At 70.8% G+C, this 21475-nt stretch carries 19 protein-coding genes and 1 riboswitch; of the genes, 11 read left to right on the forward strand and 8 right to left on the reverse strand.

All coding sequences use genetic code 11. The features are described 5' to 3' along the window. Positions 1 to 105 precede the first annotated feature (105 nt). The gene (locus ACU6RU_RS11350) at positions 106 to 1086 is read left to right on the forward strand and encodes an NADP-dependent oxidoreductase (protein ID WP_120264640.1); all 981 of its coding nucleotides are present in this window, start codon (positions 106 to 108) and stop codon (positions 1084 to 1086) included. A gap of 41 nt (positions 1087 to 1127) precedes the next feature. After that, positions 1128 to 2057 carry a phosphotransferase gene (locus ACU6RU_RS11355; RefSeq protein ID WP_120264639.1) on the forward strand — a complete coding sequence of 310 codons (930 nt, stop codon included), beginning with the start codon at positions 1128 to 1130 and terminating at the stop codon, positions 2055 to 2057. A 9-nt stretch (positions 2058 to 2066) separates the two neighbouring features. Here the strand turns inward: ACU6RU_RS11355 and ACU6RU_RS11360 are convergent, their stop codons facing one another. The 3 genes from ACU6RU_RS11360 to ACU6RU_RS11370 are packed head-to-tail and all read right to left on the reverse strand — an operon-like array spanning position 2067 to position 4692. After that, positions 2067 to 2897, reverse strand: a complete 831-nt coding sequence (locus ACU6RU_RS11360) for an ABC transporter permease (protein WP_446726576.1) — start codon at positions 2895 to 2897, stop codon at positions 2067 to 2069. Beyond that, complete coding sequence (locus ACU6RU_RS11365; RefSeq protein ID WP_120264637.1) at positions 2894 to 3754, reverse strand: ABC transporter permease; 861 nt, start codon at positions 3752 to 3754, stop codon at positions 2894 to 2896. Before ACU6RU_RS11365 ends, ACU6RU_RS11360 begins: the two co-directional genes overlap by 4 nt. Further along, complete coding sequence (locus tag ACU6RU_RS11370) at positions 3751 to 4692, reverse strand: ABC transporter ATP-binding protein (protein WP_114599154.1); 942 nt, start codon at positions 4690 to 4692, stop codon at positions 3751 to 3753. Before ACU6RU_RS11370 ends, ACU6RU_RS11365 begins: the two co-directional genes overlap by 4 nt. 62 nt (positions 4693 to 4754) lie before the next feature. On the opposite strand from ACU6RU_RS11370, the gene ACU6RU_RS11375 reads away from it, so the two are divergent. Next, positions 4755 to 5606: a sulfurtransferase gene (locus ACU6RU_RS11375; RefSeq protein ID WP_446726577.1), complete on the forward strand. Its 852-nt coding sequence runs from the start codon at positions 4755 to 4757 to the stop codon at positions 5604 to 5606. Between the two features lie 36 nt (positions 5607 to 5642). Then, a complete protein-coding gene (gene rraA / locus ACU6RU_RS11380; protein ID WP_120264634.1) occupies positions 5643 to 6110 on the forward strand; it encodes a ribonuclease E activity regulator RraA in 468 nt (155 codons plus the stop codon). Between the two features lie 4 nt (positions 6111 to 6114). Here the strand turns inward: rraA and ACU6RU_RS11385 are convergent, their stop codons facing one another. Continuing rightward, entirely contained in the window at positions 6115 to 6651 is a 537-nt protein-coding gene (locus ACU6RU_RS11385; protein ID WP_120264633.1) for a hypothetical protein, read from the reverse strand. 96 nt (positions 6652 to 6747) lie between these two features. Between ACU6RU_RS11385 and ACU6RU_RS11390 the strand changes: the two genes are divergently transcribed. Beyond that, entirely contained in the window at positions 6748 to 8700 is a 1953-nt protein-coding gene (locus ACU6RU_RS11390; protein WP_446726578.1) for an ABC transporter transmembrane domain-containing protein, read from the forward strand. A 112-nt stretch (positions 8701 to 8812) separates the two neighbouring features. Here ACU6RU_RS11390 and ACU6RU_RS11395 read toward each other — a convergent pair whose 3' ends face one another. Further along, a complete protein-coding gene (locus ACU6RU_RS11395; RefSeq protein WP_446726579.1) occupies positions 8813 to 10711 on the reverse strand; it encodes a phosphoenolpyruvate carboxykinase (GTP) in 1899 nt (632 codons plus the stop codon). A 118-nt stretch (positions 10712 to 10829) separates the two neighbouring features. Between ACU6RU_RS11395 and ACU6RU_RS11400 the strand changes: the two genes are divergently transcribed. Continuing rightward, on the forward strand, positions 10830 to 12272 hold the full coding sequence (locus ACU6RU_RS11400) for an XRE family transcriptional regulator (RefSeq protein ID WP_289330084.1): 1443 nt from the start codon (positions 10830 to 10832) through the stop codon (positions 12270 to 12272). 87 nt (positions 12273 to 12359) lie between these two features. Here ACU6RU_RS11400 and ACU6RU_RS11405 read toward each other — a convergent pair whose 3' ends face one another. After that, positions 12360 to 13496: a winged helix DNA-binding domain-containing protein gene (locus ACU6RU_RS11405; protein WP_446726580.1), complete on the reverse strand. Its 1137-nt coding sequence runs from the start codon at positions 13494 to 13496 to the stop codon at positions 12360 to 12362. Positions 13497 to 13734: 238 nt separating this feature from the next. Here ACU6RU_RS11405 and ACU6RU_RS11410 point away from each other — a divergent pair, with 238 nt between their 5' ends. The 3 genes from ACU6RU_RS11410 to ACU6RU_RS11420 are packed head-to-tail and all read left to right on the forward strand — an operon-like array spanning position 13735 to position 16201. Further along, complete coding sequence (locus ACU6RU_RS11410) at positions 13735 to 14586, forward strand: ABC transporter substrate-binding protein (RefSeq protein WP_446726581.1); 852 nt, start codon at positions 13735 to 13737, stop codon at positions 14584 to 14586. A gap of 20 nt (positions 14587 to 14606) precedes the next feature. Further along, positions 14607 to 15452, forward strand: a complete 846-nt coding sequence (locus ACU6RU_RS11415; RefSeq protein WP_289330087.1) for an amino acid ABC transporter permease — start codon at positions 14607 to 14609, stop codon at positions 15450 to 15452. Continuing rightward, entirely contained in the window at positions 15449 to 16201 is a 753-nt protein-coding gene (locus ACU6RU_RS11420) for an amino acid ABC transporter ATP-binding protein (RefSeq protein ID WP_446726582.1), read from the forward strand. The genes ACU6RU_RS11415 and ACU6RU_RS11420 overlap by 4 nt, the downstream gene beginning before the upstream one ends. Positions 16202 to 16313: 112 nt before the next feature. On the opposite strand, the gene ACU6RU_RS11425 is transcribed toward ACU6RU_RS11420, so the two are convergent. Both ACU6RU_RS11425 and glyA read right to left on the reverse strand, forming a co-directional pair. After that, complete coding sequence (locus ACU6RU_RS11425) at positions 16314 to 17195, reverse strand: bifunctional methylenetetrahydrofolate dehydrogenase/methenyltetrahydrofolate cyclohydrolase (protein ID WP_120264626.1); 882 nt, start codon at positions 17193 to 17195, stop codon at positions 16314 to 16316. A gap of 132 nt (positions 17196 to 17327) precedes the next feature. Continuing rightward, complete coding sequence (gene glyA / locus ACU6RU_RS11430; RefSeq protein ID WP_120264625.1) at positions 17328 to 18602, reverse strand: serine hydroxymethyltransferase; 1275 nt, start codon at positions 18600 to 18602, stop codon at positions 17328 to 17330. A 38-nt stretch (positions 18603 to 18640) separates the two neighbouring features. Next, positions 18641 to 18724: riboswitch (ZMP/ZTP riboswitch) on the reverse strand. Positions 18725 to 18793: 69 nt separating this feature from the next. On the opposite strand from glyA, the gene ACU6RU_RS11435 reads away from it, so the two are divergent. Continuing rightward, complete coding sequence (locus ACU6RU_RS11435) at positions 18794 to 20290, forward strand: family 20 glycosylhydrolase (protein WP_289330090.1); 1497 nt, start codon at positions 18794 to 18796, stop codon at positions 20288 to 20290. After that, positions 20278 to 21438, forward strand: coding sequence for an N-acetylglucosamine-6-phosphate deacetylase (locus ACU6RU_RS11440; protein ID WP_446726583.1), 1161 nt, complete (start codon positions 20278 to 20280; stop codon positions 21436 to 21438). Before ACU6RU_RS11435 ends, ACU6RU_RS11440 begins: the two co-directional genes overlap by 13 nt. Positions 21439 to 21475: the final 37 nt, after the last annotated feature.

Here is a 21475-nt window from a genome sequence, read left to right on the forward strand (position 1 = left end):
GGATGCCGCGGGCCTTCGGGCTCGCGGCATCCGTCGTTGTCAAGGTCTCCCCACCTCATCACGCGCGGTCTACTGTCTGACTCACATTCAGGTGAGGAGCCCGTCATGAAGAAGGTCGCCGAGGCGTCGGTCGTCGAGTACGAGCAGGCCGGCGGGCCCGAGGTTCTGCGTCTCGTGAAACGTCCGCTTTCCGCGCCCGAGGCCGGAGAGGTGACGGTCGAGATCATCACGATGGGCCTCAACCACATCGACGGCTTCGTGCGATCGGGCGCCGAGAAGGAATGGGACGATCCCTTTCCTCGCCGCTCGGGCAGCTGCTTCGCGGGCACCGTGATCGCGGCGGGCACCGGTACCAGCGGGTTCGCCGTCGGCACCGATGTCGTCGGCCACGTGCGATCGGGGGCGCATGCGAGTCACCTCACGGTCGGGGTGGACCGGCTGGTCCGCAAGCCGCGCGGCGTGACCTTCGAGATCGCTGGCGGGCTGTATCTGGCGGGCACCACCGCGCTCGACATCCTCGACGAGCTCAAGATCGACTCCGGCGACACCGTCGTCATCTCAGCGGCCGCAGGCGGGGTCGGCAGTATCGAGGCGCAGATCGCGCTGCACCGCGGCGCCCGGGTCATCGGCACCTGCGGCGAGCGCAACTTCGACTACCTGCGCCAGCTCGGCGTCAAGCCGGTGCGCTACGGCGAAGGGATCGTCGAGCGCATCCGCGCTCTCGCGCCCGGGGGAGTGACGGCGTTCATCGACAACTTCGGGCAGGACGGGCGCGAGGTGGCCGAGGCTCTGGGGGTGCCCGCAGGGAAGTTCCGCTCGAGTGCCGATCGGCGCGACCGTGAGGTCGCCTTGCTCTCCGACAGCCCCGACGCCGTCGCCCACGGCACGACTCAGCTGCGGAAGGTTGTCGAGCTCGCCGAGAAGCGGGTCGTCTCGCCGCTCGTGTCGGGCTTCTACCCGCTCGCGGACGTCGCGGAGGCATACGACGACCTCCAGAAGCTGCATTCGCGCGGCAAGGTCGTGCTCGCGACGCATCCGGTGAATCCGCGGCGCATCCGGAAAGCGCGCGAGGTCATCGAGTCGTAGCCTCGTCGCGTCACGGACCAGCGCCGGGATAGCGTGGCCGGGTGGCCACCGCATCATCGCTTCCGCCCGGGATCGTCGAACGGATCGTCGACGCCCTGGGGGTCGTCACTCGTCCCGCGGAGGCGCTCATCACCCCGATGGAAGCCGGCTCCAGCGGTGACCGTGTCTGGCATGTGCATACCCGCGACGGCATCCCCGACGCGGTCGCGCGGTGGGCGCCGTCGGCTCCGGGCGGCTCGGACGACGAGAGGTCAGTGGGAACGACGGCGCTGCGCCTGGCCTCTGAGGGCGGCCTGACGGTTCCCGCGGTCCTGCATGACGAGCGACAACGAGACGGGCGTCTCACGATCGTGGCATTCTGCGACGGCGAGACGCTCGCAGGACGCCTCGCACGCGCTCCCGACGAGGCTGAGCACTGGGGAGCGGCGTGCGGCGATGTTCTGGCTCGCCTGCACGCGGCGCACCTCGACGTCTCGGCGTTGCCTTCGTGGTCGGCGGCCTGGGCGATGCCGCCCACGGCAGCGGCGCGAGCGAGCGTGCACGCGACCTTCGAGGGCACGCGACAGAGCATGCTGCACCTCGACCTGCATCCGTTCAACGTGATCGTGCGCGACAGCGAGGTCTCCGGCGTCATCGATTGGGCGAACGCCCGCCGTGGCCCCGCGCTGCTCGATCTCGCGAGGACCCACTCGCTCGTCGAGTTCATCGGCCGCCTCACGAGCACCCCGGCATCCCCGGGCAGCGCGCTGGCTCCCGATTTGCTGCCTCGCTTCGGGCGCGCGCTGCACGACGCGTATGTCGCGCGATCGGCCCCCATCGACGACGCCCGGTGGGCGGTCGCGCGCGCGTGGGCGTTCGCGGTCCTCGAGGCCGACATCCGGCCGAAGGCGGGCCACGTCGACTACGTCACCCCGGACGTCCTGGCCTGGATATCGAGGCGCCGCGAGGAGGCGCAGGCTGCCGCGCGGTGAGTCTCGGCGTCAGTCGAGGAAGAGGGCTCGCAGTCGTTTCGTGGTGAAGACCAGACCGAGCCCGATCATCACGACGAAGTAGAGCACGTGCCACAGCATCCCGGCGGAGAGGATTCCGGTCGTCAATCCTCGGATCAGCTCGACGCCGTGCCAGAGCGGCAGCGCCTGCACGATCACCTGCACCCACTCGGGGTACACCGTGATCGGGTAGAAGGTCGCCGAGAAGAGGAACATGGGCAGCAGCACGAAGTTGATCCAGTCCATGTGCTGGAAGGTCTTCATGTAGCTCGTGACGGCCATCCCGATGCTCGCGAACCCGAACGCGATGAGCAGCACCGCCGGGAGAGCGAGCACGGCGGTCCACGCGAGGTTGAGCCCCAGCACCTGCATGATGATCATGAAGCCGGTCGCGTAGACGAGACCGCGGAGCAGCGCGTAGAGGATCTCGCCGAGCGCGACGTCGAGCGGCCCGAGCGACGTCGACAGCATGCCCTCGTAGAGCTTGCCGTAGTTCAGCTTGAAGAAGACGTTCCACGTCGAGTCGTACACGGCGCCGTTCATCGCCGAAACCGCGAGCAGCGCGGGGGCGATGTACGCGGCGTACGGAACCTCGGCGCCCGACGAAGTCTCGACGTCGCCGATGAGAGCGCCGAGCCCGATCCCGAGGGAAGCGAGGTAGAACACGGGCTCGAAGAAGCCCGACAGCACCACGATCCAGCTCGACGACCGAGCCGCGATGAGACCGCGCTGCACGACCGCACCGGGGTTGCCCGCCCAAAGCGCGCGCACACCGCCGCGGCGCCCGGCCGGCGACGTCTCTCGCGCGATCAGGGCGCTCATTTCGCGAGCCTCTCGGTGAAGACCCGCCGGCCCCAGAGGTAGCCGACGGCGGCGAGCGCGAGGAGGTAGAGCACGTGCACGGCGATCATCCCGGCCCCGATGTCGGCCCCATAGGTCGCCGCGCGCCCGAGCTCGGCGCCGTGCCACAGGGGCGAGATCCAGGCGATCCACTGCAGGCCGATCGGTAAGGTCTCGACCGGGTAGAAGGTGCCCGAGAAGAGGAACATCGGCATGAAGATGAACCGCTGAACGAGAGCGAACTGACCCTTGTCGTCTTGGATCGACCCGGCGTACGCCATGAGGGGGATGCCGAAGGCGACGCCCGCCGCGACGCCGGCGAGAATCGACAGCCAGCCCGTCGCGGGGTTCGGCACGGCGCCGAACGGCAGCAGCCAGATGAACAGGTAGTAGGCGCCGACGGCGACGATCATCCGCGCCGTCGCCCCGATGATGACGCCGTTCGCGATCTGCGGGCTCGACAGCGCCGAGGCGTTGAAGCCGTAGAAGTAGCGGCGCCATTTGAACCCCGCCATCACCGGGTAGGTCATCTCTTCGGATGCCACCGCGATCGCCGCGGTTACCAGCAGAGCCGGGGCGACGAACGGGAGGTAGCCGACCTCCTGCCCGTGGGAGGAGATCGGCACCGTGATGAGGGCAGCGAGTCCGACGGCGAGCCCGAGCAGGTACATGATCGGCTGCCCGACGGCGCCGACGACGATGGTCCAGCCATAGGCGCGCATCGCGCGGACCATGTGCTCGGCGACGTACCAGGTGCCGTAACGGCGGGGCCTGCGCCCGCCGGCGAGGGCTTCGGCACGCAACTCGTCGAGGGTGGGATGTGCGGTTCGCGTGCTCATTCGATCAGCGACCGTCCGGTCAGGCGCAAGAAGACGTCCTCGAGGCTCGACCGGCGCACGAGGCTCGTGAGCGGCGTGAGGCCGGCTGCCGACACCCGCTCGAGAGCGGCCTCGCCGTCGTGCGCGTAGACGAGGATACGGTCGGGCAGCACCTCGACACGGTCGCCGATGCCGCGCAGCTGGACCGCCGCGGACTCGTTGCGATCGGAGCCGAAGCGCACCTCGAGCACCTCGCGGCTCGAGTGCTCGCGGATCAGGGAGGCGGGAGTGCCTTCGGCCATGATCCGCCCCTTGTCGACGACGATGAGCCGGTCGCACAGCTGCTCGGCCTCGTCCATGTAGTGCGTGGTGAGCACGAGGGTCGTGCCGCGTTCCTTCAGCCGGAACAGCCGGTCCCACAGCACGTGGCGCGCCTGCGGGTCGAGACCCGTGGTCGGCTCGTCGAGCAGCAGGATGCGCGGGTCGTTGATGAGACCGCGGGCGATCGTGAGGCGTCGCTTCATGCCGCCCGAGAGCTGGTCGACCTTGTTCTTGGCCTTGTCCTCCAGCTGCGCGAACGCGAGCAGCTCATCGGCCTTCTCGTGACAGACCTTGCCGGGAAGACCGAAGTAGCGCCCGTAGATGTAGAGGTTCTCGCGCGCGTTGAGCTCACCGTCGAGGTTGTCTTGCTGCGGTACGACACCGAGCCGCGACCGGATCTCGGGACCGTAGCGATCGGGGTCGAGCCCCAGGATCTGCAGGTCGCCGCCGCTGCGCGTCGAGACCGCGCCGATCATCTTCATCGTGGTCGACTTGCCCGCGCCGTTCGGGCCGAGCAGCCCGAAGGACTCGCCGGGCGCCACCTCGAACGAGAGGTCGTCGACGGCGACGAAGTCGGGCTTGCCCTTGACGGCGTAAGTCTTGCGCAGCCCACGGGCGGAGATGACGGATTCTGGCACGCGACAACACTAGCGATGCGGTCGGACAGCGACCGGAGCCGCGGTGCGCGAGAATCGCACGCATGGATCGCATCCTCACCACTGCCGCTGAACTCCGCACCGCCATCGCGGCGGGCCGCTACTCCGATGGCGGCCCCGTGCGCATCCTCGACGTCCGTTGGTGGCTCGACCGCCCCGACGGACGCCCCGCGTTCCGCGCCGGCCACATCCCCGGCGCGCGCTACGCCGACCTCGACACGCAGCTCGCCGAGCACGGCGACCCGGCTGCCGGGCGGCATCCGCTTCCCTCCCGCGAGACGGTGCAGGCCGCCGTGCGCGACTGGGGAATCGACGACGGCGACACCGTCGTGGTCTACGACGACGTCGCCAACCTCGCGAGCGGCCGAGCGTGGTGGGTGCTGCGGGATGCCGGCATCGCCGACGTCCGGGTGCTCGACGGCGCCCTGGCCGCCTGGATCGACGCGGGATTCGACCTCGAGGAGGGCGACGCGCCAGCCGTGCGTCCGGGCACCGCGGTCGTGTCGCCGGGCGCACTGCCGGTCCTGGGCATGGACGACGTCCTCGACCATGCCCGCGCCGGCCTGCTGCTCGACGCCCGCGCCGGCGAACGGTTCCGCGGCGAGGTCGAGCCGATGGACCCGCGCGCTGGTCATATCCCGGGCGCGGTGTCCGCGCCGACGACGCAGAACAACGACGAGTCGGGGCGGTTCCGCAGCATCGACGAGCTGCGGGCACGATTCGCCGCGCTCGGCGCGGAGCCCGGCTCGACGGTCGGCGTCTACTGCGGCTCGGGGGTCAGCGCCGCGCACGAGGCCATCGCCCTGAGCCTCGCGGGGTACCGGCCCGTCCTCTACCCCGGCTCGTGGAGTCAGTGGTCGCAGCATCCCGATCGGCCCGTCGCCACCGGCGCCTGAGGGGCCGCGCTCGGCGGTCGCCGCTACCCTGTCGACATGACGACCGCCACCGCTGATCTCTATGACGAACGCGGCGACGAGCTCGACTCGCTCGGCGTCCAGCTCCTCGACCTCGGCGGCCGGAGAGCCTTCGAGGGCCCGATCCGCACCGTGCGCTGCCATCGCGACAACGCACTCGTGAAACAGGTGCTGGCGACGCCGGGCGACGGCGCGGTGCTCGTCGTCGACGGCGGAGGGTCGCTCGAATCGGCTCTCGTCGGCGATCTGATCGCCGCATCCGCCGTCGAGAACGGGTGGGCGGGCATCGTCGTGAACGGCGCGATCCGCGACCGTGCGGCGATCGCGTCGCTCGACCTCGGTGTCAAGGCGCTCGGCTCGAACCCGCGTAAGAGCGGCAAGGCGGGCATCGGCGAGGTCGATGTGCCGGTCACGGTCGGGGGCGTCGTCTTCACACCCGGCCGGCGCCTCTGGGCCGACGCCGACGGCGTGCTCGTCGAGCGCTGAGCGTCTAGGCCATCCGCTCGAACGTGAGCGCGTAGATGGTGGGGTCGCCGGCAAGGTCCATCGTGACGCTCATGCCGGGCTGGTCGATGGTGACGTCGAAGGCGATCGTGCTGTTCTCGCACGTCACGGGCTCGCTCGGCGAGGCTCCGTCGACCGGGCCCGCCGTCACCGTGATCGTGCCGGCGCCGCGGCACGCGACCTGCGCCTGGTAGGTGCCGGCGGGCAGCGACGAGAACTGCGATGTCTGGTGCGCGGAGGTGTGCTGACTGAGCCACCCCGACAACGTGCCCATGCCGGTCGTGTCCGAGGAACGCGGCACGGCCGTCTCGGCCCAGTCCGCGATCTCATCGACCGGCAGCGGCAGCTGCTCCTCGTCGGTGCGTGCATCGGATGTCGGTGTGGGCGATGGCGTGGAACCGACGGATGCCGACGGCTCTGCCACCTCGCCGTCTACGACCGGACCGGTGCAGCCGGCGAGGGAGAACACGAGGAACGCGGCCGCCGCAAGCGGCGCCGCCTGACGTTTCGTGGTCGAACGCATCCGGGCACTCTGCCATCGATGCCGTGAGCAGACAACCACCTCGGGCGAAAGAAAGTACGGTCGAAGGTGACAGCTTCGCCGAACCGAGGGGACCGCATGTCCGACACCCGCAGCCGCATGCGCGGCGGACGCCGCCGCACCGATGAGGGGCCCCGAGCCCGGCTCTCGCAGCTGCTCCCCTACCTGTTCGAGCACAAAGGAGTGCTCGTCGCGGTCGCCGTGCTGAGCGTCGTCGAGGCTGTCGCCACGCTGGGCCAGCCGCTCGTCGTCGGGCAGGTCATCGAGCGTGTGCAGGCGGGCGACGCGCTCGGCATCCTCGTGTGGGCACTCGTGATCCTCGTCGTCGTCTCATCCGCCATCGGCGCCTTCCAGCACTATCTGCTCCAGCGCACCGGCACGGCGGTGGTGTTCTCCAGCCGCCGCCGTCTCATCGCGCGGCTGCTGCGGCTGCCGATCTCCGAGTTCGACGCCCGGCGCACCGGCGACCTCGTCTCGCGGGTGGGCACCGACACGACCCTGCTCTACGCCGTGCTCACCCAGGGCCTCGCCGACTCCGTCGGCAACGCGTTGATCTTCGTCGGCGCGATCGTCGCGATGCTCTTCATCGACCCCTTGCTCCTGCTGCTCATCGTCATCGTGATCGGAGCCTCCGTCGCCGTCGTCGTGGGCCTGAGCACCCGCATCCGCCGTGCCACACGCGAACAGCAGGAGCGCGTCGGCGAACTGGCCTCGGGCGTCGAACGGGCGATCGGCTCGATCCGCACCATCCGTGCCGCTGGAGCGACCGAGCGCGAGGAAGCAGCCGTCACGGGTTCCGCTCGCCAGGCGTACGACGCGGGGGTGCGGGTCGCGAAGGCATCGGCTCTCGTCGTGCCCGTCGCGGGCATCGCGCTTCAGCTGTCGCTGCTCGTCGTGCTCGGCGTCGGCGGATACCGCGTGGCCTCGGGCGCCATCTCGATCGCGAGCCTCGTGACGTTCGTGATGTTCCTGTTCTTCCTCGTGCAGCCGCTGGCGTCGTTCCTCGGGGCGATCACCTCGGTCAACCAGGCGCTCGGCGCGCTCGGCCGCATCCAGGAAGTGCTCGATCTGCCCACGGAGGACTCGGCCGACCCGGATGCCGCGGCCGCCGTCACCGCCTCGGGCGACAGCGACGTCGCGATCGAGTTCCGAGACGTGCACTTCCACTACCCCGAGGCCGTCGTCGCGGCTCGGCGCACCGCGTCGGACGAAGCGCTGCGCACGCTCGCCGACGCGCGCGTCGACACCTCCGCGGTCACCGCGGTGACCGAGGGAGCCGGTGCTTCGGAGAGCGACGCGGATGCCGAAGCGGTCTCCGTCCCGGCAACCGGGGCTGTCGCCGCCGGTGAGGGCGAGGTGCTCCGGGGCGTCAGCTTCCGCGTTCCCCGCGGCGCGCGCGTGGCCCTCGTCGGCCCCTCGGGTGCGGGCAAGTCGACGACCCTCGCCCTGATCGAACGGTTCTACGACGTCACCGGCGGAGCGGTGCTGGTCGGGGGCACCGACATCCGGTCGATCCCCCGCGCCGAACTGCGCGCACAGCTCGGTTACGTCGAGCAGGACGCCCCCACCCTCGCGGGCACGATCGCCGACAATCTGCGGCTGGCCGCCCCCGAGGCCACCGACGCGGAATGCGAACGTGTTCTGCGCGCGGTCAACCTCGGCGACGTGCTCGAGCGCAGCGAGCTGGGGCTCGAGGCTCCGGTCGGCGAAGCGGGTGTCATGCTCTCGGGCGGAGAGCGTCAACGTCTCGCGATCGCGCGCGCGCTGCTGGCGGCTCCCCCGGTCCTCCTGCTGGACGAGTCGACGTCGTCGCTCGACGGACTCAACGAGCAGCGGATGCGCGAGGCCATCGACGCGGTCGCGACGGGACGCACCCTCGTGGTCATCGCGCACCGGCTCTCGACGGTCGTCGACAGCGACGTCATCGTGGTGCTCGACCATGGCCGGGTCGTCGGCCAGGGCACGCACTCCGAGCTCGTCGCCACGGTGCCGCTGTATCGCGATCTCGCGAAGCACCAGCTGCTCGTCTGAGGCCCACGCCTTCTCGCCGAGAACGCACCATCGCCACGAGCGCGCACCCTCTGCGGTGCGTTCTCGCGGCGACGGTGCGTCCTCGCGGCCGGCGCGGGGCGGCGGGGCGGCGTCAGGCGCGGTGGCCGAGGCGGTAGCGCAGGGCCTCGAGCTCGGAGCGCAGTGCCGCGGGCAGCCGGTCGCCGAAGGTGTCGTAGAACTCCTCGGTGAGGTCGGCCTCCCGCAGCCACGACTCCGTGTCGACCGCGAACAGCTCGTCGAGATCACGCTGGGACACCTCGATGCCGTCGAGGTTGAGGTCATCGGTGCGCGGCAGACGGCCGATCGGGCTGTCGACGGCGTCGACCTCACCGTTCAGGCGGCGGACGATCCAGTCGATGACCCGCGAGTTGTCACCGAAGCCGGGCCACAGGAAGCGCCCGTCCGCGCCCTTGCGGAACCAGTTCACCTGGAACACCCGCGGCGCCCGGTCGAACCGCAGCTTCTGCCCGACCTTCAGCCAGTGGGCGAAGTAGTCGCCCATGTTGTATCCGCAGAACGGCAGCATGGCGAAGGGGTCGCGGCGCAGCTCGCCGAGCGTCCCCTCGGCCGCCGCCGTGCGCTCCGACGAGATGTTCGAGCCCATGAAGACGCCGTGCGTCCAGTCCGTGGCCTCCACGACGAGGGGGACGTTGGTCGCCCGCCGCCCGCCGAACAGGATGGCGTCGAGAGGCACGCCCTCGGCGGCATCCCAATCCGACGCGATCTGCGGGCACTGGGCGGCGCTCACCGTGAAGCGCGAGTTGGGGTGCGCGGCCGGCCGGCCCGAGTCGGGGGTCCAGGGCTTGCCCTCCCAGTCGATCAGCTCGGCGGGCGCCTCATCGGTGAGCCCTTCCCACCAGACGTCGCCGTCGGGGCGCAGCGCCACGTTCGTGAAGATCGTGTTGCCCCACAGCGTCTCGACCGCCGTGACGTTCGTCGACTCGCCCGTTCCCGGTGCGACGCCGAAGAAGCCGGCCTCGGGGTTGATCGCCCACAGCCGGCCGTCGGACCCCGGACGCAGCCACGCGATGTCGTCGCCGAGCGTCTCGACCCGCCACCCGGGGATGGTGGGACGCAGCATCGCCAGATTCGTCTTGCCGCAGGCGGAGGGGAACGCGGCCGCCACGTGGTAGGCCTTGCCTGCCGGATCGATGACCCGGATGAGCAGCATGTGCTCCGCGAGCCAGCCCTCGTCACGACCGATCACCGATGCGATGCGCAGCGCGAAGCACTTCTTCGCGAGGATCGCATTGCCGCCGTAGCCCGACCCGAACGACCACACCTCGAGAGTGTCGGGGAAGTGGACGATGTACTTCTCGTCGTTGCACGGCCACGCGACATCCGTCTCACCCGCCGCCAGCGGCGCGCCGACCGAGTGCACGGTCTTGACCCAGGGCTTGCCGCCGGCGATCTCGTCGAGCACGGCCGAGCCGACGCGGGTCATGATGCCGATCGACGCCACCGCGTAGGCGCTGTCGGTGACCTGTACCCCGATGTGCGACAGCGGGCCGCCGACCGCTCCCATCGAGAACGGCACGACGTACATGGTGCGTCCGCGCATCGATCCGGCGAACAGGGGGGTGATGGTCGCCCGGATGTCGTCGGGGGCCACCCAGTTGTTGGTGGGGCCGGCGTCCTCCTCGCGCTCGGACGCGATGAAGGTCCGCGCCTCGGTGCGAGCGACGTCGCTCGGGTGCGATCGGGCGAGGTACGACCCGGGCCGCCACTCGGGATTGAGCTTGATGAGCTTGCCCTCGTCGACCATTTCGCGCAGCAGCGCGTCGTTCTCGGCGGCCGAGCCGTCGACCCAGTGCACCCGATCGGGCCGCGTGAGCGCGGCGATCTCGTCGACCCAGGCGACGAGATCCGCGAGCGGTCCGGATGCCGTCGCGGGCCGGGCGCCCAGATCGGTGCGGGGGCGGCGCTGCGCGCTGGCCGCGGCGGACGTACCGGTTGAGGCGGGACGGGTGAAGAGGTCGGCGATGGCCATGTCGGTCTCCTACATCGGCGGCGAGATCGGTGATACCTGACGATTCCAACGCACGAATACCCCGTCTTACAGAGATCGGTGCCTTCAAGAAACCCGAATCTTTCCCTATGATCAAAGAATGGCTGCATCCGGAATCGAACTCGCGACCCTCGGCCACCGCATCCGTCACCACCGAGTCGCCCGCGGGCTGACGCTCGACGAGCTCGGCGCGCAGGTCGGCGTCGCCGGCAGCCAGCTGAGCCTCATCGAGAACGGACGGCGCGAGCCCAAGCTCTCGTTGCTGCAGTCGATCGCCTCGGCGACCGACACCGATGTCGCCGATCTCCTCTCGCCCGAACCGCCGAACCGGCGCGCGGCCCTCGAACTCGAGCTCGAGCGCGCACAGGCCAGTCCCGTCTTCCGCAGGCTCGGGATCGCACCGGTACGCGCGGGCAAGACGATGAGCGACGAGACACTGGAGTCGATCCTCGGGCTGCATCGCGAACTGCAGCGCCGCGAGCGCGAGGCGATCGCGACGCCCGAAGAGGCTCGGCGTGCCAACACCGAGCTGCGCCTACGGATGCGCGAAGTCGCGAACTACCTCCCCGACATCGAGCGCCTCGCCGAGAAGCAGCTGAAGGCGGCCGGACACACCTCGGGCGCGCTGACGCATCGCACCGTGAGCATCATGGCCGAGCAGCTGGGGTTCGAGCTGCTCTACGTCGCCGACCTCCCGCACTCGGCACGCTCGGTCACCGACCTCGAGAACGGGCGCATCTACCTTCCCCCCGCGTCGATCCCGGGCGGCCATGGCCTGCGGTCGATGGCACTGCAGGCGATGGCCCATCGCCTGCTGGGACACACTCCCCCGAACGACTACGCCGATTTCCTGCAGCAGCGCCTCGAGATCAACTACTACGCCGCGTGCTGCCTCATGCCCGAGACGGCCTCGGTCGCGTTCCTGTCGCAGGCGAAGAAGGACCGCAACCTGGCTGTCGAGGACTTCCGCGACGCGTTCGGGGTGACGCACGAGGCGGCCGGGATGCGGATGACGAACCTCATGACCACGCACCTGGGCATCCCGTTGCACTTCCTGCGCGTCGACGGGGCGGGCGCGATCACGCGGGTCTACGAGAACGACGGCCTGCCGCTGCCGATGGACGTCACCGGCAGCGTCGAGGGCCAGGTCGTGTGCCGGGCCTTCTCGGCGCGGTCGGCGTTCGAGGAGCAGAACCGCACCGTCGAGCACTACCAGTACACCGACACCCCGGGCGGAACCTTCTGGTGCTCGAGCCAGACCGGGACCACCGCTGAGGGCGAATTCTCGATCACCGTCGGCGTACCGTTCGATGACGCCCGCTGGTTCCGCGGACGCGAGACGCAGAAGCGGGCGACATCCACGTGCCCCGATGAGTCGTGCTGCCGGCGGCCCGATCCCGATCTGACGTCGCGATGGGAGGGCAAGGCCTGGCCGAGCGCTCGCGTGCACATGCAGATGTTCTCGCCGCTGCCGCGCGGCAACTTCCCCGGTGTCGACGACGGCGAGGTCTACGCCTTCCTCGACCGTCACGCCGCCGGCTGACCCGGGACAGCGCTCGAGGTCCCAGTTGGGCCGGGAATCACGCCGGGATACCCGGCCGAACTGGGACCTCGGAGGCGCCGCGCGAGCTCAGCCGGCGAGGAAGCGTGAGACCCGCGCGAGCGCCGCCGCAATCGCGGATGCCGCGACCGACGGGTCCGTCACGAGCGTGGAGCCGGGTGGCAGATGGTGCCGCCCGAGGGCGACGGAGTGGCGCCAGGTGCCGATGACCCGGCCACGGGAGATCAGGATCGGCGCGACCTGGCCGTTCATGGTCGGGCCGATCCGCGACGCGAGGTCGGGGTCGCAGACGGTCGTCCGGTCGGCGTAGGAGAGGTAGTACTCGTCGAAGGCGGGGAGGGCGACGACATCCCCGCCGTCGCGGCCGGGAACCGAGCCGGAGGTGGATGCCGACGCGCCGGGCTCGGCATCCGGCGCCGCGAACAGTCCGGCCTCGATCTCGACGACCCGGTCACCGGCCGCCTCGGCCGCACGTCGCGACATCCCGATCGGCAGGCCCGCCCACCATCGGAAGTCCTCGATGCGCGCGGGTCCGTGCGAGCGGATGTAGCTCACGAACATCTCGGCGAGCGGATCGTCGGGCATCCGCCCCGATGGCAGCTCGTCCACGGCGACGAGGAACTGGTCGCGGGTCGGCCCGCCCTCGCGCGGCACCACCGGGCCGAAGGCGAGCACCCCGCGCACGGCAAGCGCCGAGAGGATGTGGTTGCCACGCGAGCGTTCCGTCTCGATGCCGGCGCCGCGCAGGAGGTCGGCGAACTCGTCGCGCGTGAGCCGGTTCCCGCCGCGCAGCGCCTGCCGGGCGGCGCGCTCAGCCGTCGCCAGCACCGCATCGTCGACCGCGAGCCCACGCAGGATGCCGGCTGCCGCGCGCTGCTGGCGCTCGGCGGTCACCGCGAGCATCCCGGCGAGGTCGACCGAGCGCACGATGTGCAGCGTCCCGCGTTGCGTCCACGAGCGCACGAGCGTGCCGTCCTCGAACGCGGCATCCACCGCGCGCAGCGCGGGCTCGCCGTCGGTGCGGACGGCGAGCGCCCATCGTCCGGACCAGAAGTCCTGCGCCTGTAGCGCGAGCATGTGAGCCGCGGCCTCGCCGAGTGACGACGCGGGTTCACTCAGCAGGTGGGAACGCAGCCGCTGCGCCGCGATCACCTCAGCTCCCCCGCGGCATCCTTTGCCGCTATCGCCCCCACCGTTGTCCCGCACGCCGCCGATCCTGCCCGATCCCGCCCCCGCGGGTCCACTTCCTGCGAGGTCCCACTTGGGCCGGGTAAGCGCGGCTCATACCCGGCCCAAGTGGGACCTCGCAGGGTTCGGGCCCCGCCGCCGCGCAGGCCGTAACACGACGACCCGCGCGCCCCGCGGTATCCGGGGCAGGTGAGAATGGATGCAGCCGCCGGTGACAGCACGCCGATGCGCGGCATCCGCACCCGGAGGTTCCCCGATGTCCCGCTCTCTTGTCCGCGCCGCGTCGATCGGCGTCGCTGCGCTCGCGATCCTCCTCGCCGGCTGCTCGTCCTCGCCTGCGCCCGCCGCCTCCGCCGACGCCTCCGGACCTGCCGCCGAAGACTACGTCACCCCCGGCAAGCTCACCTTCGCCACCGGCGAGACGGCCTACGAGCCGTACTTCGTCGACGACGACCCCGAGTCGGGCGAGGGCTTCGAAGCCGCCGTCGCCTACGCCGTCGCCGACAAGCTCGGCTTCGCACCGGATGACGTCGTGTGGGTGCGCACGAGCTTCGAGGCCGCGATCGCGCCCGGGCCGAAGAGCTTCGACATCAACGTCCAGCAGTACACGATCACGGATGAGCGCAAGCAGGGCGTCGACTTCTCGTCGCCCTACTACTCGGCCAGCCAGTCGATCGTCGCGATCGCGGGCGGCGCGGCCGACGGCGTCTCCGACATCGCGGGCCTGACCGACCTCACGATCGGCGCGATGGCGAACTCCACCAGCGCCCAGACGCTGGCAGAGGTCGCGCCCGACGCCGAGGCCCGTCTGTACAACTCCAACGAGGATGCCGTGGCCGCCCTCGGCGCGGGACAGATCGACGCGATCGTGCTCGACACGCCCACCGCCTACCTCGCCGTCAACTTCTACATCGAGAACTCGTTCTTCGTCGGCGAGCTGCCGAAGGCGGGCATCGAGGACGAATGGGGCCTGTTGCTGGCGAAGAACTCGCCGCTCACCCCGGCCGTGACGGCCGCCGTCGACGAACTGCGCGAGGACGGCACCCTCGCCGACCTCGAGCAGAAGTGGCTCTCGGGTCTCACGGAGGGCGTGACGCTCCTCCAGTGAGGGCGCGCTAGCGTCTATCCGTGACCTCCTCCGTCCCGAGCGCGCTCGAACTCGAGCGCCGTGCGTATCGGCGCGGCCGCGAGCGCCGGTCGGTGCTGATCGCCGTCGCGTCGACGCTCGCCTTCGCCGCCGTCGTCTGGGTGATGGTGATCAACACGGAGGGCTGGGCGACCGTCCAGCGGAGCTTCTTCGACCCCGCCGTGGCGGTCCAGGCGCTGCCGGAGGTGTGGCAGGGGTTCCTCGTCAACCTGCAGGTGCTCGCGATCTCGGTGTTCACGGTCGCCGCGGTGGCCCTGGTGCTGGCGCTGCTGCGCACCCTGCGGGGGCCGGTGTTCTTCCCGCTCCGCCTGATCGCCGCCGCCTACACCGACCTGTTCCGAGGCCTGCCCTTCGTCATCGTGCTGTACCTCATCGGGTTCGGGCTGCCGACGATCCTGAACACCCGCATCGACCCGGTGCTGCTGGGTGTCCTGGCCATCACGCTGACCTACTCGGCCTACGTCGCGGAGGTCGTCCGGGCGGGCATCGAGTCGGTGCATCCGTCGCAGCGTCTCGCCGCCCGCGCGCTCGGGCTCAGCTACCCGCAGACCCTGGTGCGAGTCGTGCTGCCACAGGCGCTGCGCAAGATGACCCCGCCGCTCATGAACGACTTCATCTCGATGCAGAAGGATGTCGGGCTGATCTCGATCCTCGCCGCATTCGACGCGATCGCCGAGGCGCGGGGAGTGGTCGCGACGACCTACAACTTCACCCCGTATGTCGTGGCGGGCGTGCTGTTCGTGCTGCTCGCGATCCCGACGATCCGGCTCACCGATTGGTACACCGCGAGGCTTCGACGCCGCGAGCAGACGGGATCGGTGCTGTGAGCGAGGTCACTGCGGGCACCGACGTCCTGCACGCCAGCGGCATCCGCAAGTCGTTCGGCGATAAAGAGGTGCTTCGCGGCGTCGATGTATCGCTCGCCGGGCACGAGGTCGTCGCCCTGATCGGTGCGAGCGGTTCGGGCAAGTCGACCCTGCTGCGTTGCCTCGGCCTGCTGGAGCCCATCGACGACGGGCAGATCCTGCTGGCCGGCGAGGACATCTCCGATCCTCGCGTCGACGCGAACGCGGTGCGGGCACGCCTGGGAGCGGTGTTCCAGAGCTACAACCTCTTCCCGCATCTGTCGGTGCTCGACAACGTGACCCTGGCCTCCCGCGTCGTGCATCGCGTGCCACGGCGCGAGGCGGAGGCGCGGGCGCGTGAGCTCCTCGCGCGCATCGGGCTGGCCGACAAGGCCGGTGAGCACCCCGATCGGCTCTCGGGCGGCCAGCAGCAACGGGCGGCGATCATCCGTGCGATCGCGACGGACCCCGAGGTGCTGCTGCTCGACGAGATCACGTCGGCACTCGACCCCGAACTCGTCGGCGAGGTCCTCGAGCTGGTCCGTGATCTCGCCGTGGCCGGGTCGACGATCCTGATGGCGACGCACGAGATGGCGTTCGCGAGGGATGTCGCCGACCGGGTGGTCTTCCTCGACCAAGGCGTCATCGTCGAGGAAGGTGCACCGTCGGAGGTCTTCGGCTCCCCGCGCGAACCGCGCACGCGCGCCTTCCTCTCCCGCTTCCTCCTCTGACCCCACTCCCCCTCCACCCCGTCGAGTCGCCAGACAACGCGGGTCCGGGCGGGCCGGCATCCGCAGTTCGTGGCGAGTCGACGAGCGGGGGGCGGGGACGCGGAGGCCGGGGTCAGGCGGTCGCGCGCTCGGCGGCTTCGACGACGTTGGTCATCAGCAGGGCGACGGTCATCGGGCCGACGCCGCCGGGGTTCGGCGAGAGCAGGCCCGCGACCTCGGCGACATCCGGTGCGATGTCGCCGTAGACCTTCGACTTGCCGGTCTCGGGGTCGTTCTCGCGCGTGACCCCCACGTCGAGCACGGCGGCGCCCGGCTTCACATCGGCAGCGGTCACGAGATGCTTCACGCCTGCGGCGCCGACGATCACGTCCGCCTCGCGCAGGTGCGCACCGAGGTCGGCGGTTCCGGTGTGGGTGAGGGTCACCGTGGCGTTGATCTCGCGACGGGTCAGCAGCAGGCCGATGGAGCGGCCGATCGTGACACCGCGTCCGACCACGACGACGTGCTTGCCCGCTAGGTCGTACCCGTTGCGCTGCAGCAGCTCGATGACGGCACGCGGCGTGCAGGGCAGGGGCGTCGTGATGGGGTCGTTGACGTTGAGCACGAGACGCCCGAGGTTGACGGGGTGCAGACCGTCGGCATCCTTCGCGGGGTCGATGCGCTCGAGGATCCGGTCGGTGTCGAGGTGCTTCGGCAGCGGGAGCTGCACGATGTAGCCGTGGCACGTCGGGTCTGCGTTGAGGCGGTCGATGACCTCCTCGACCTCGGCCTGGGTCGACTCTGCCGGCAGCTCGATCTGGATCGAGTTCATGCCGATCGCCTCGGACTCGCGGTGCTTCATCCCGACGTACAGCTGGGATGCCGGGTCGGCGCCGACCAGCACCGTCGCGATGCCCGGGGTCACCCCGCGCGCCTTCAGCGCGGCGACGCGCTCGGCCAGTTCGGTCTTGATGGCGGCGGCGGTGGCCCGCCCGTCGAGCTTCTGCGCGGTCATGTCAGTCTCCGTTCGAGAGGGATCGCGGTCGTGGGGCCGCGGCCGCCGAGAGCGCATGGCCCCCGCGAGAACGTACCGTGCGGGGTGCGTTCTCGCGGAGCGGGTGCGTTTTCGGCGACCGGCGACGCCGGGTTACTGCTGCAGGCCGGGGTACAGCGGGAAGGCGTCGGCGAGCGTCGCCACGCGAGCGCGCAGGGCCTCGAGGTCGGCGCCGGGCTGCAGCGCGAGCGCGATGATGTCGGCGACCTCGGTGAATTCAGCGTCGCCGAAGCCGCGGGTCGCGAGAGCGGGCGTGCCGATGCGCAGGCCCGAGGTGACCATCGGCGGACGCGGGTCGTTCGGCACCGCGTTGCGGTTGACCGTGATGCGGATCTCGTGCAGCAGGTCTTCGGCCTGCTTGCCGTCGAGCTCGGCGTCGCGCAGGTCGACGAGCACGAGGTGGACGTCGGTGCCGCCCGAGCGGACGGCGATGCCGGCATCCGCGACATCCCGCTGCGTCAGGCGGTCCGCGATGATCGCGGCGCCGCGCACGGTGCGCTCCTGGCGTTCCTTGAACTCCGGCGTCGCGGCGAGCTTGAACGCCGTCGCCTTCGCCGCGATGACGTGCATGAGCGGGCCGCCCTGCTGACCCGGGAAGACGGCGGTGTTGATCTTCTTGGCCAGGTCGGCATCGTTCGTGAGGATGATGCCCGAGCGGGGGCCGCCGATGGTCTTGTGCACCGTCGACGAGACGACGTGGGCGTGCGGCACGGGCGACGGGTGCACACCCGCGGCCACGAGACCGGCGAAGTGCGCCATGTCGACCCAGAGGTACGCGCCGACCTCGTCGGCGATCGCACGGAACGCGGCGAAGTCGAGCTGACGCGGGTAGGCCGACCAGCCCGCGATGATGACCTTCGGCTTGTGCTCGTGGGCGAGGCGGCGGACCTCGTCCATGTCGATCAGCGAGGTCTCGGGATTCACGCCGTAGGCGACGATGTCGTACAGGCGGCCCGAGAAGTTGATCTTCATGCCGTGGGTGAGGTGGCCGCCGTGGTCGAGCGAGAGGCCCAGGAGCGTGTCGCCGGGGCGCGCGATGGCGTGGAGCACGGCGGCGTTGGCCGTCGCGCCCGAGTGGGGCTGGACGTTGGCGAACGCGGCGCCGAAGAGCGACTTGGCGCGCTCGATCGCGAGCTCCTCGGCGACGTCGACCTCTTCGCAGCCGCCGTAGTAGCGGCGACCCGGGTAACCCTCGGCGTACTTGTTGGTGAGCACCGACCCCTGCGACTGCAGCACCGAGACGGGCACGAAGTTCTCGGATGCGATCATCTCGAGGTAGCCGCGCTGGCGGTCGAGCTCGCGCTCGAGGACCTGAGCGATCTCGGGGTCGACCTCGGCGAGCGGGGCGTTGAAATACGAATCGGTCATGACGATCTCCTGACGACGGCTTTCACGAACAGAGGTTCCACATCGGCCCAGGCGTGCGGTCGAATGCCGTGTCGGTCGCTCCCCGGTGGTGGCCCACCTCAACGCCAGTCGCGACGCGTCCGAGCATAACGGATGCCGCGCTGGTACGCTGGCACGAAAGTTTGTTAGGCATCCTTACAGATAGGGGCGCGATGACGTCGCTGCCACTGGTCCCGCTGCCCTCCTCCGTCACGCCCTCTCCCGGCGCATTTTTCGCGCTCACCGCCGACGTGGCTGTGACCGGCGATGCGGATGCCGCGGGCGTGCTCCACCGGCTCATCCTGACCCGCACGGGCCTCCACATCACGGCAGATCCCGGTCGCGCCGTCATCGACGCCGCAGTCGACGGCGACGGCCCGCCCGAGTCGTACCGGATGTCGGTCGACGAGCACCGCGTGTCGATCCGAGGCGCCGACGCCGCTGGCCTCTTCTACGGAGCCCAGACTCTCGGCCAGCTCATCGCCGGGTCGCCGGAAGGCTGGGTCATCCCCGCCGTCGACATCGCCGACGAGCCTCGCTTCGCCTACCGCGGCGTCATGCTCGACGTCGCGCGCCACTTCCACGACGTCTCGACCGTCACCGCCTACCTCGAGCGGGCGGCGAGCCTGAAGTTCAACGTCCTGCATCTGCACCTCACCGACGACCAGGGCTGGCGGCTCGCTCTGGCCAGCCGCCCCGAGCTCGCCGCCCGCGCTTCGTCGAGCGCGGTGGGCGGTGATCCCGGCGGGTTCTACACACCCGACGACTACCGCGCGATCATCGCGCACGCCGCCGCGAACCACATGACCGTCGTCCCGGAGTTCGACATGCCGGGACACACCCACGCCGTCGGCCTGGCCTACCCCGAGGTCGCGGCCGCGCCGTCGCTGGAGGGGTGGGATGCCGCGGGCGGCCCGACCCCCGTCGCCGGAGAGCCGTACTCGGGCATGGGCGTCGGCTTCTCGTCGCTGCGCATCGGCGCACCGGCGACCGACGCGTTCGTCGAGGACGTCCTGACGGAGCTGGCGGAGCTGACGCCCGGGCCGTACCTGCACTTCGGCGGCGACGAGGCGCACGGCACCCCGGCGGCGGACTTCGCGACCTTCGTCGCGCGCACGTCGCGAGTCATCTCGCGCCTCGGCAAGACCCCGGTGGCGTGGCACGAGGCCGGCGCGGCCGACGACCTCGCACCGGGCACGATCGGTCAGTACTGGGGCTTCGTCACACCGACCGACGGCGCTGACGAGCGGGCGCGGGCGTTCGTCGCGCGGGGCGGCCGCGTCATCCTCTCCCCCGCCGACGCCGTGTACCTCGACATGAAGCCGACCGCCGATGCGCCGCTCGGGCTGACCTGGGCGAACGGCCCGACGAGCCTCGAGCGGGCGTACTCGTGGGAGCCGGTCGATGTCGTGTCCGGCCTCACCGACGACGACATCCTCGGGGTCGAAGCCCCGCTGTGGACCGAGACCGTGCGCGATCTCGACGGCATCGACGCCCTGGCCTTCCCGCGCATCGCGGCTGCGGCCGAAGCCGCCTGGTCGGTCGCCACCGGGGCCGCCGATGACCGCACGTGGGAGTCGTTCCGCGAGCGGGTCGGCGGGCTCGGGCCGTTGTGGACGACCCTCGGCATCCGTTTCCCCGCTTCGTCGGAGGTGGCGTGGACCCCGTGAACCACGTCATCCATTCCGCGCGGCTCATCGACGGCGGACGCGAGACGCCCGACGCGTGGCTCGTCGTACGCGGCGGCCGGGTCGAGGCGCACGGCACCGGCGACACGTGGCGGGGCGCGGTGGCCGGCGCACCGGTCGACGAGATCGTCGACGCCGTCGAGGCCGCTGGTCCCGGCGCGACGATCACACCCGGCTTCATCGATATCCATGGTCACGGCGGCGGTGGCGCGGCGTACGACGACGGCGCCGACGCGATCCGCACGGCCCGCGAGCTGCATCGCGCTCACGGCACGACCCGTGCGGTCATCTCGCTCGTCACCGCGTCGGTCGACGACCTGGCACGCCGGGTCTCGGCGATCGCCGATCTCACCGAAACAGACGGCACCGTCTTGGGCTCGCACCTCGAGGGCCCGTTCCTCGACCTCGGGCACCACGGCGCCCACGACCCCGGGCTGCTCATCGCCCCCGCGTCCGACGCCGTGGCGCGGCTGATGGATGCCGGGCGCGGCACCGTCCGTCAGGTCACGATCGCCCCCGAGCTTCCCGGCGCCCTCGCCGCGATCGAGCGCATCGTCGCCGCGGGTGCGGCGGCCGCCGTCGGGCACACCGACGCGGATGCCGAGACCACGCGCGCCGCGTTCGATGCCGGCGCCACGATCCTCACCCATGCCTTCAACGCCATGCCGGGACTCCACCACCGCGAGCCCGGCCCCATCGGCGCGGCCACCGCCGACCCGCGGGTCACGCTCGAGGTCATCGCCGACGGCGTGCATCTCGCTCCCGAGGTGGTGCGGATCGCCTTCGCCGCCGCCCCCGGGCGCATCGCGCTCGTCACCGATGCGATGGCGGCTGCCGGCTCGGCCGATGGCGACTACGTGCTCGGGGCGCTCGCGGTGCGCGTCGAGAACACCGTGGCACGGCTGCTCGACGGAACGATCGCCGGGTCCACCCTCACGCAGGATGCCGCGCTGCGGACGGCGGTCGCCGCGGGCGTGGACCTGCCGGCGGCCGTCGCGGCGCTGACAACCACTCCGGCCCGGGCGATCGGCCGCCCCGAGCTCGGATCGCTCGCGATCGGAAGCCCCGCGGACGCCGTACTGCTCGACGCCGATCTCGTGGTCCGCCGCGTGTGGACCGGGTGCGCGTGACCCGCTCGCCGGAGGTCTCTCCCGGGGCGGTGGCGTG

This window comes from Microbacterium sp. F1-18 (assembly GCF_052921305.1).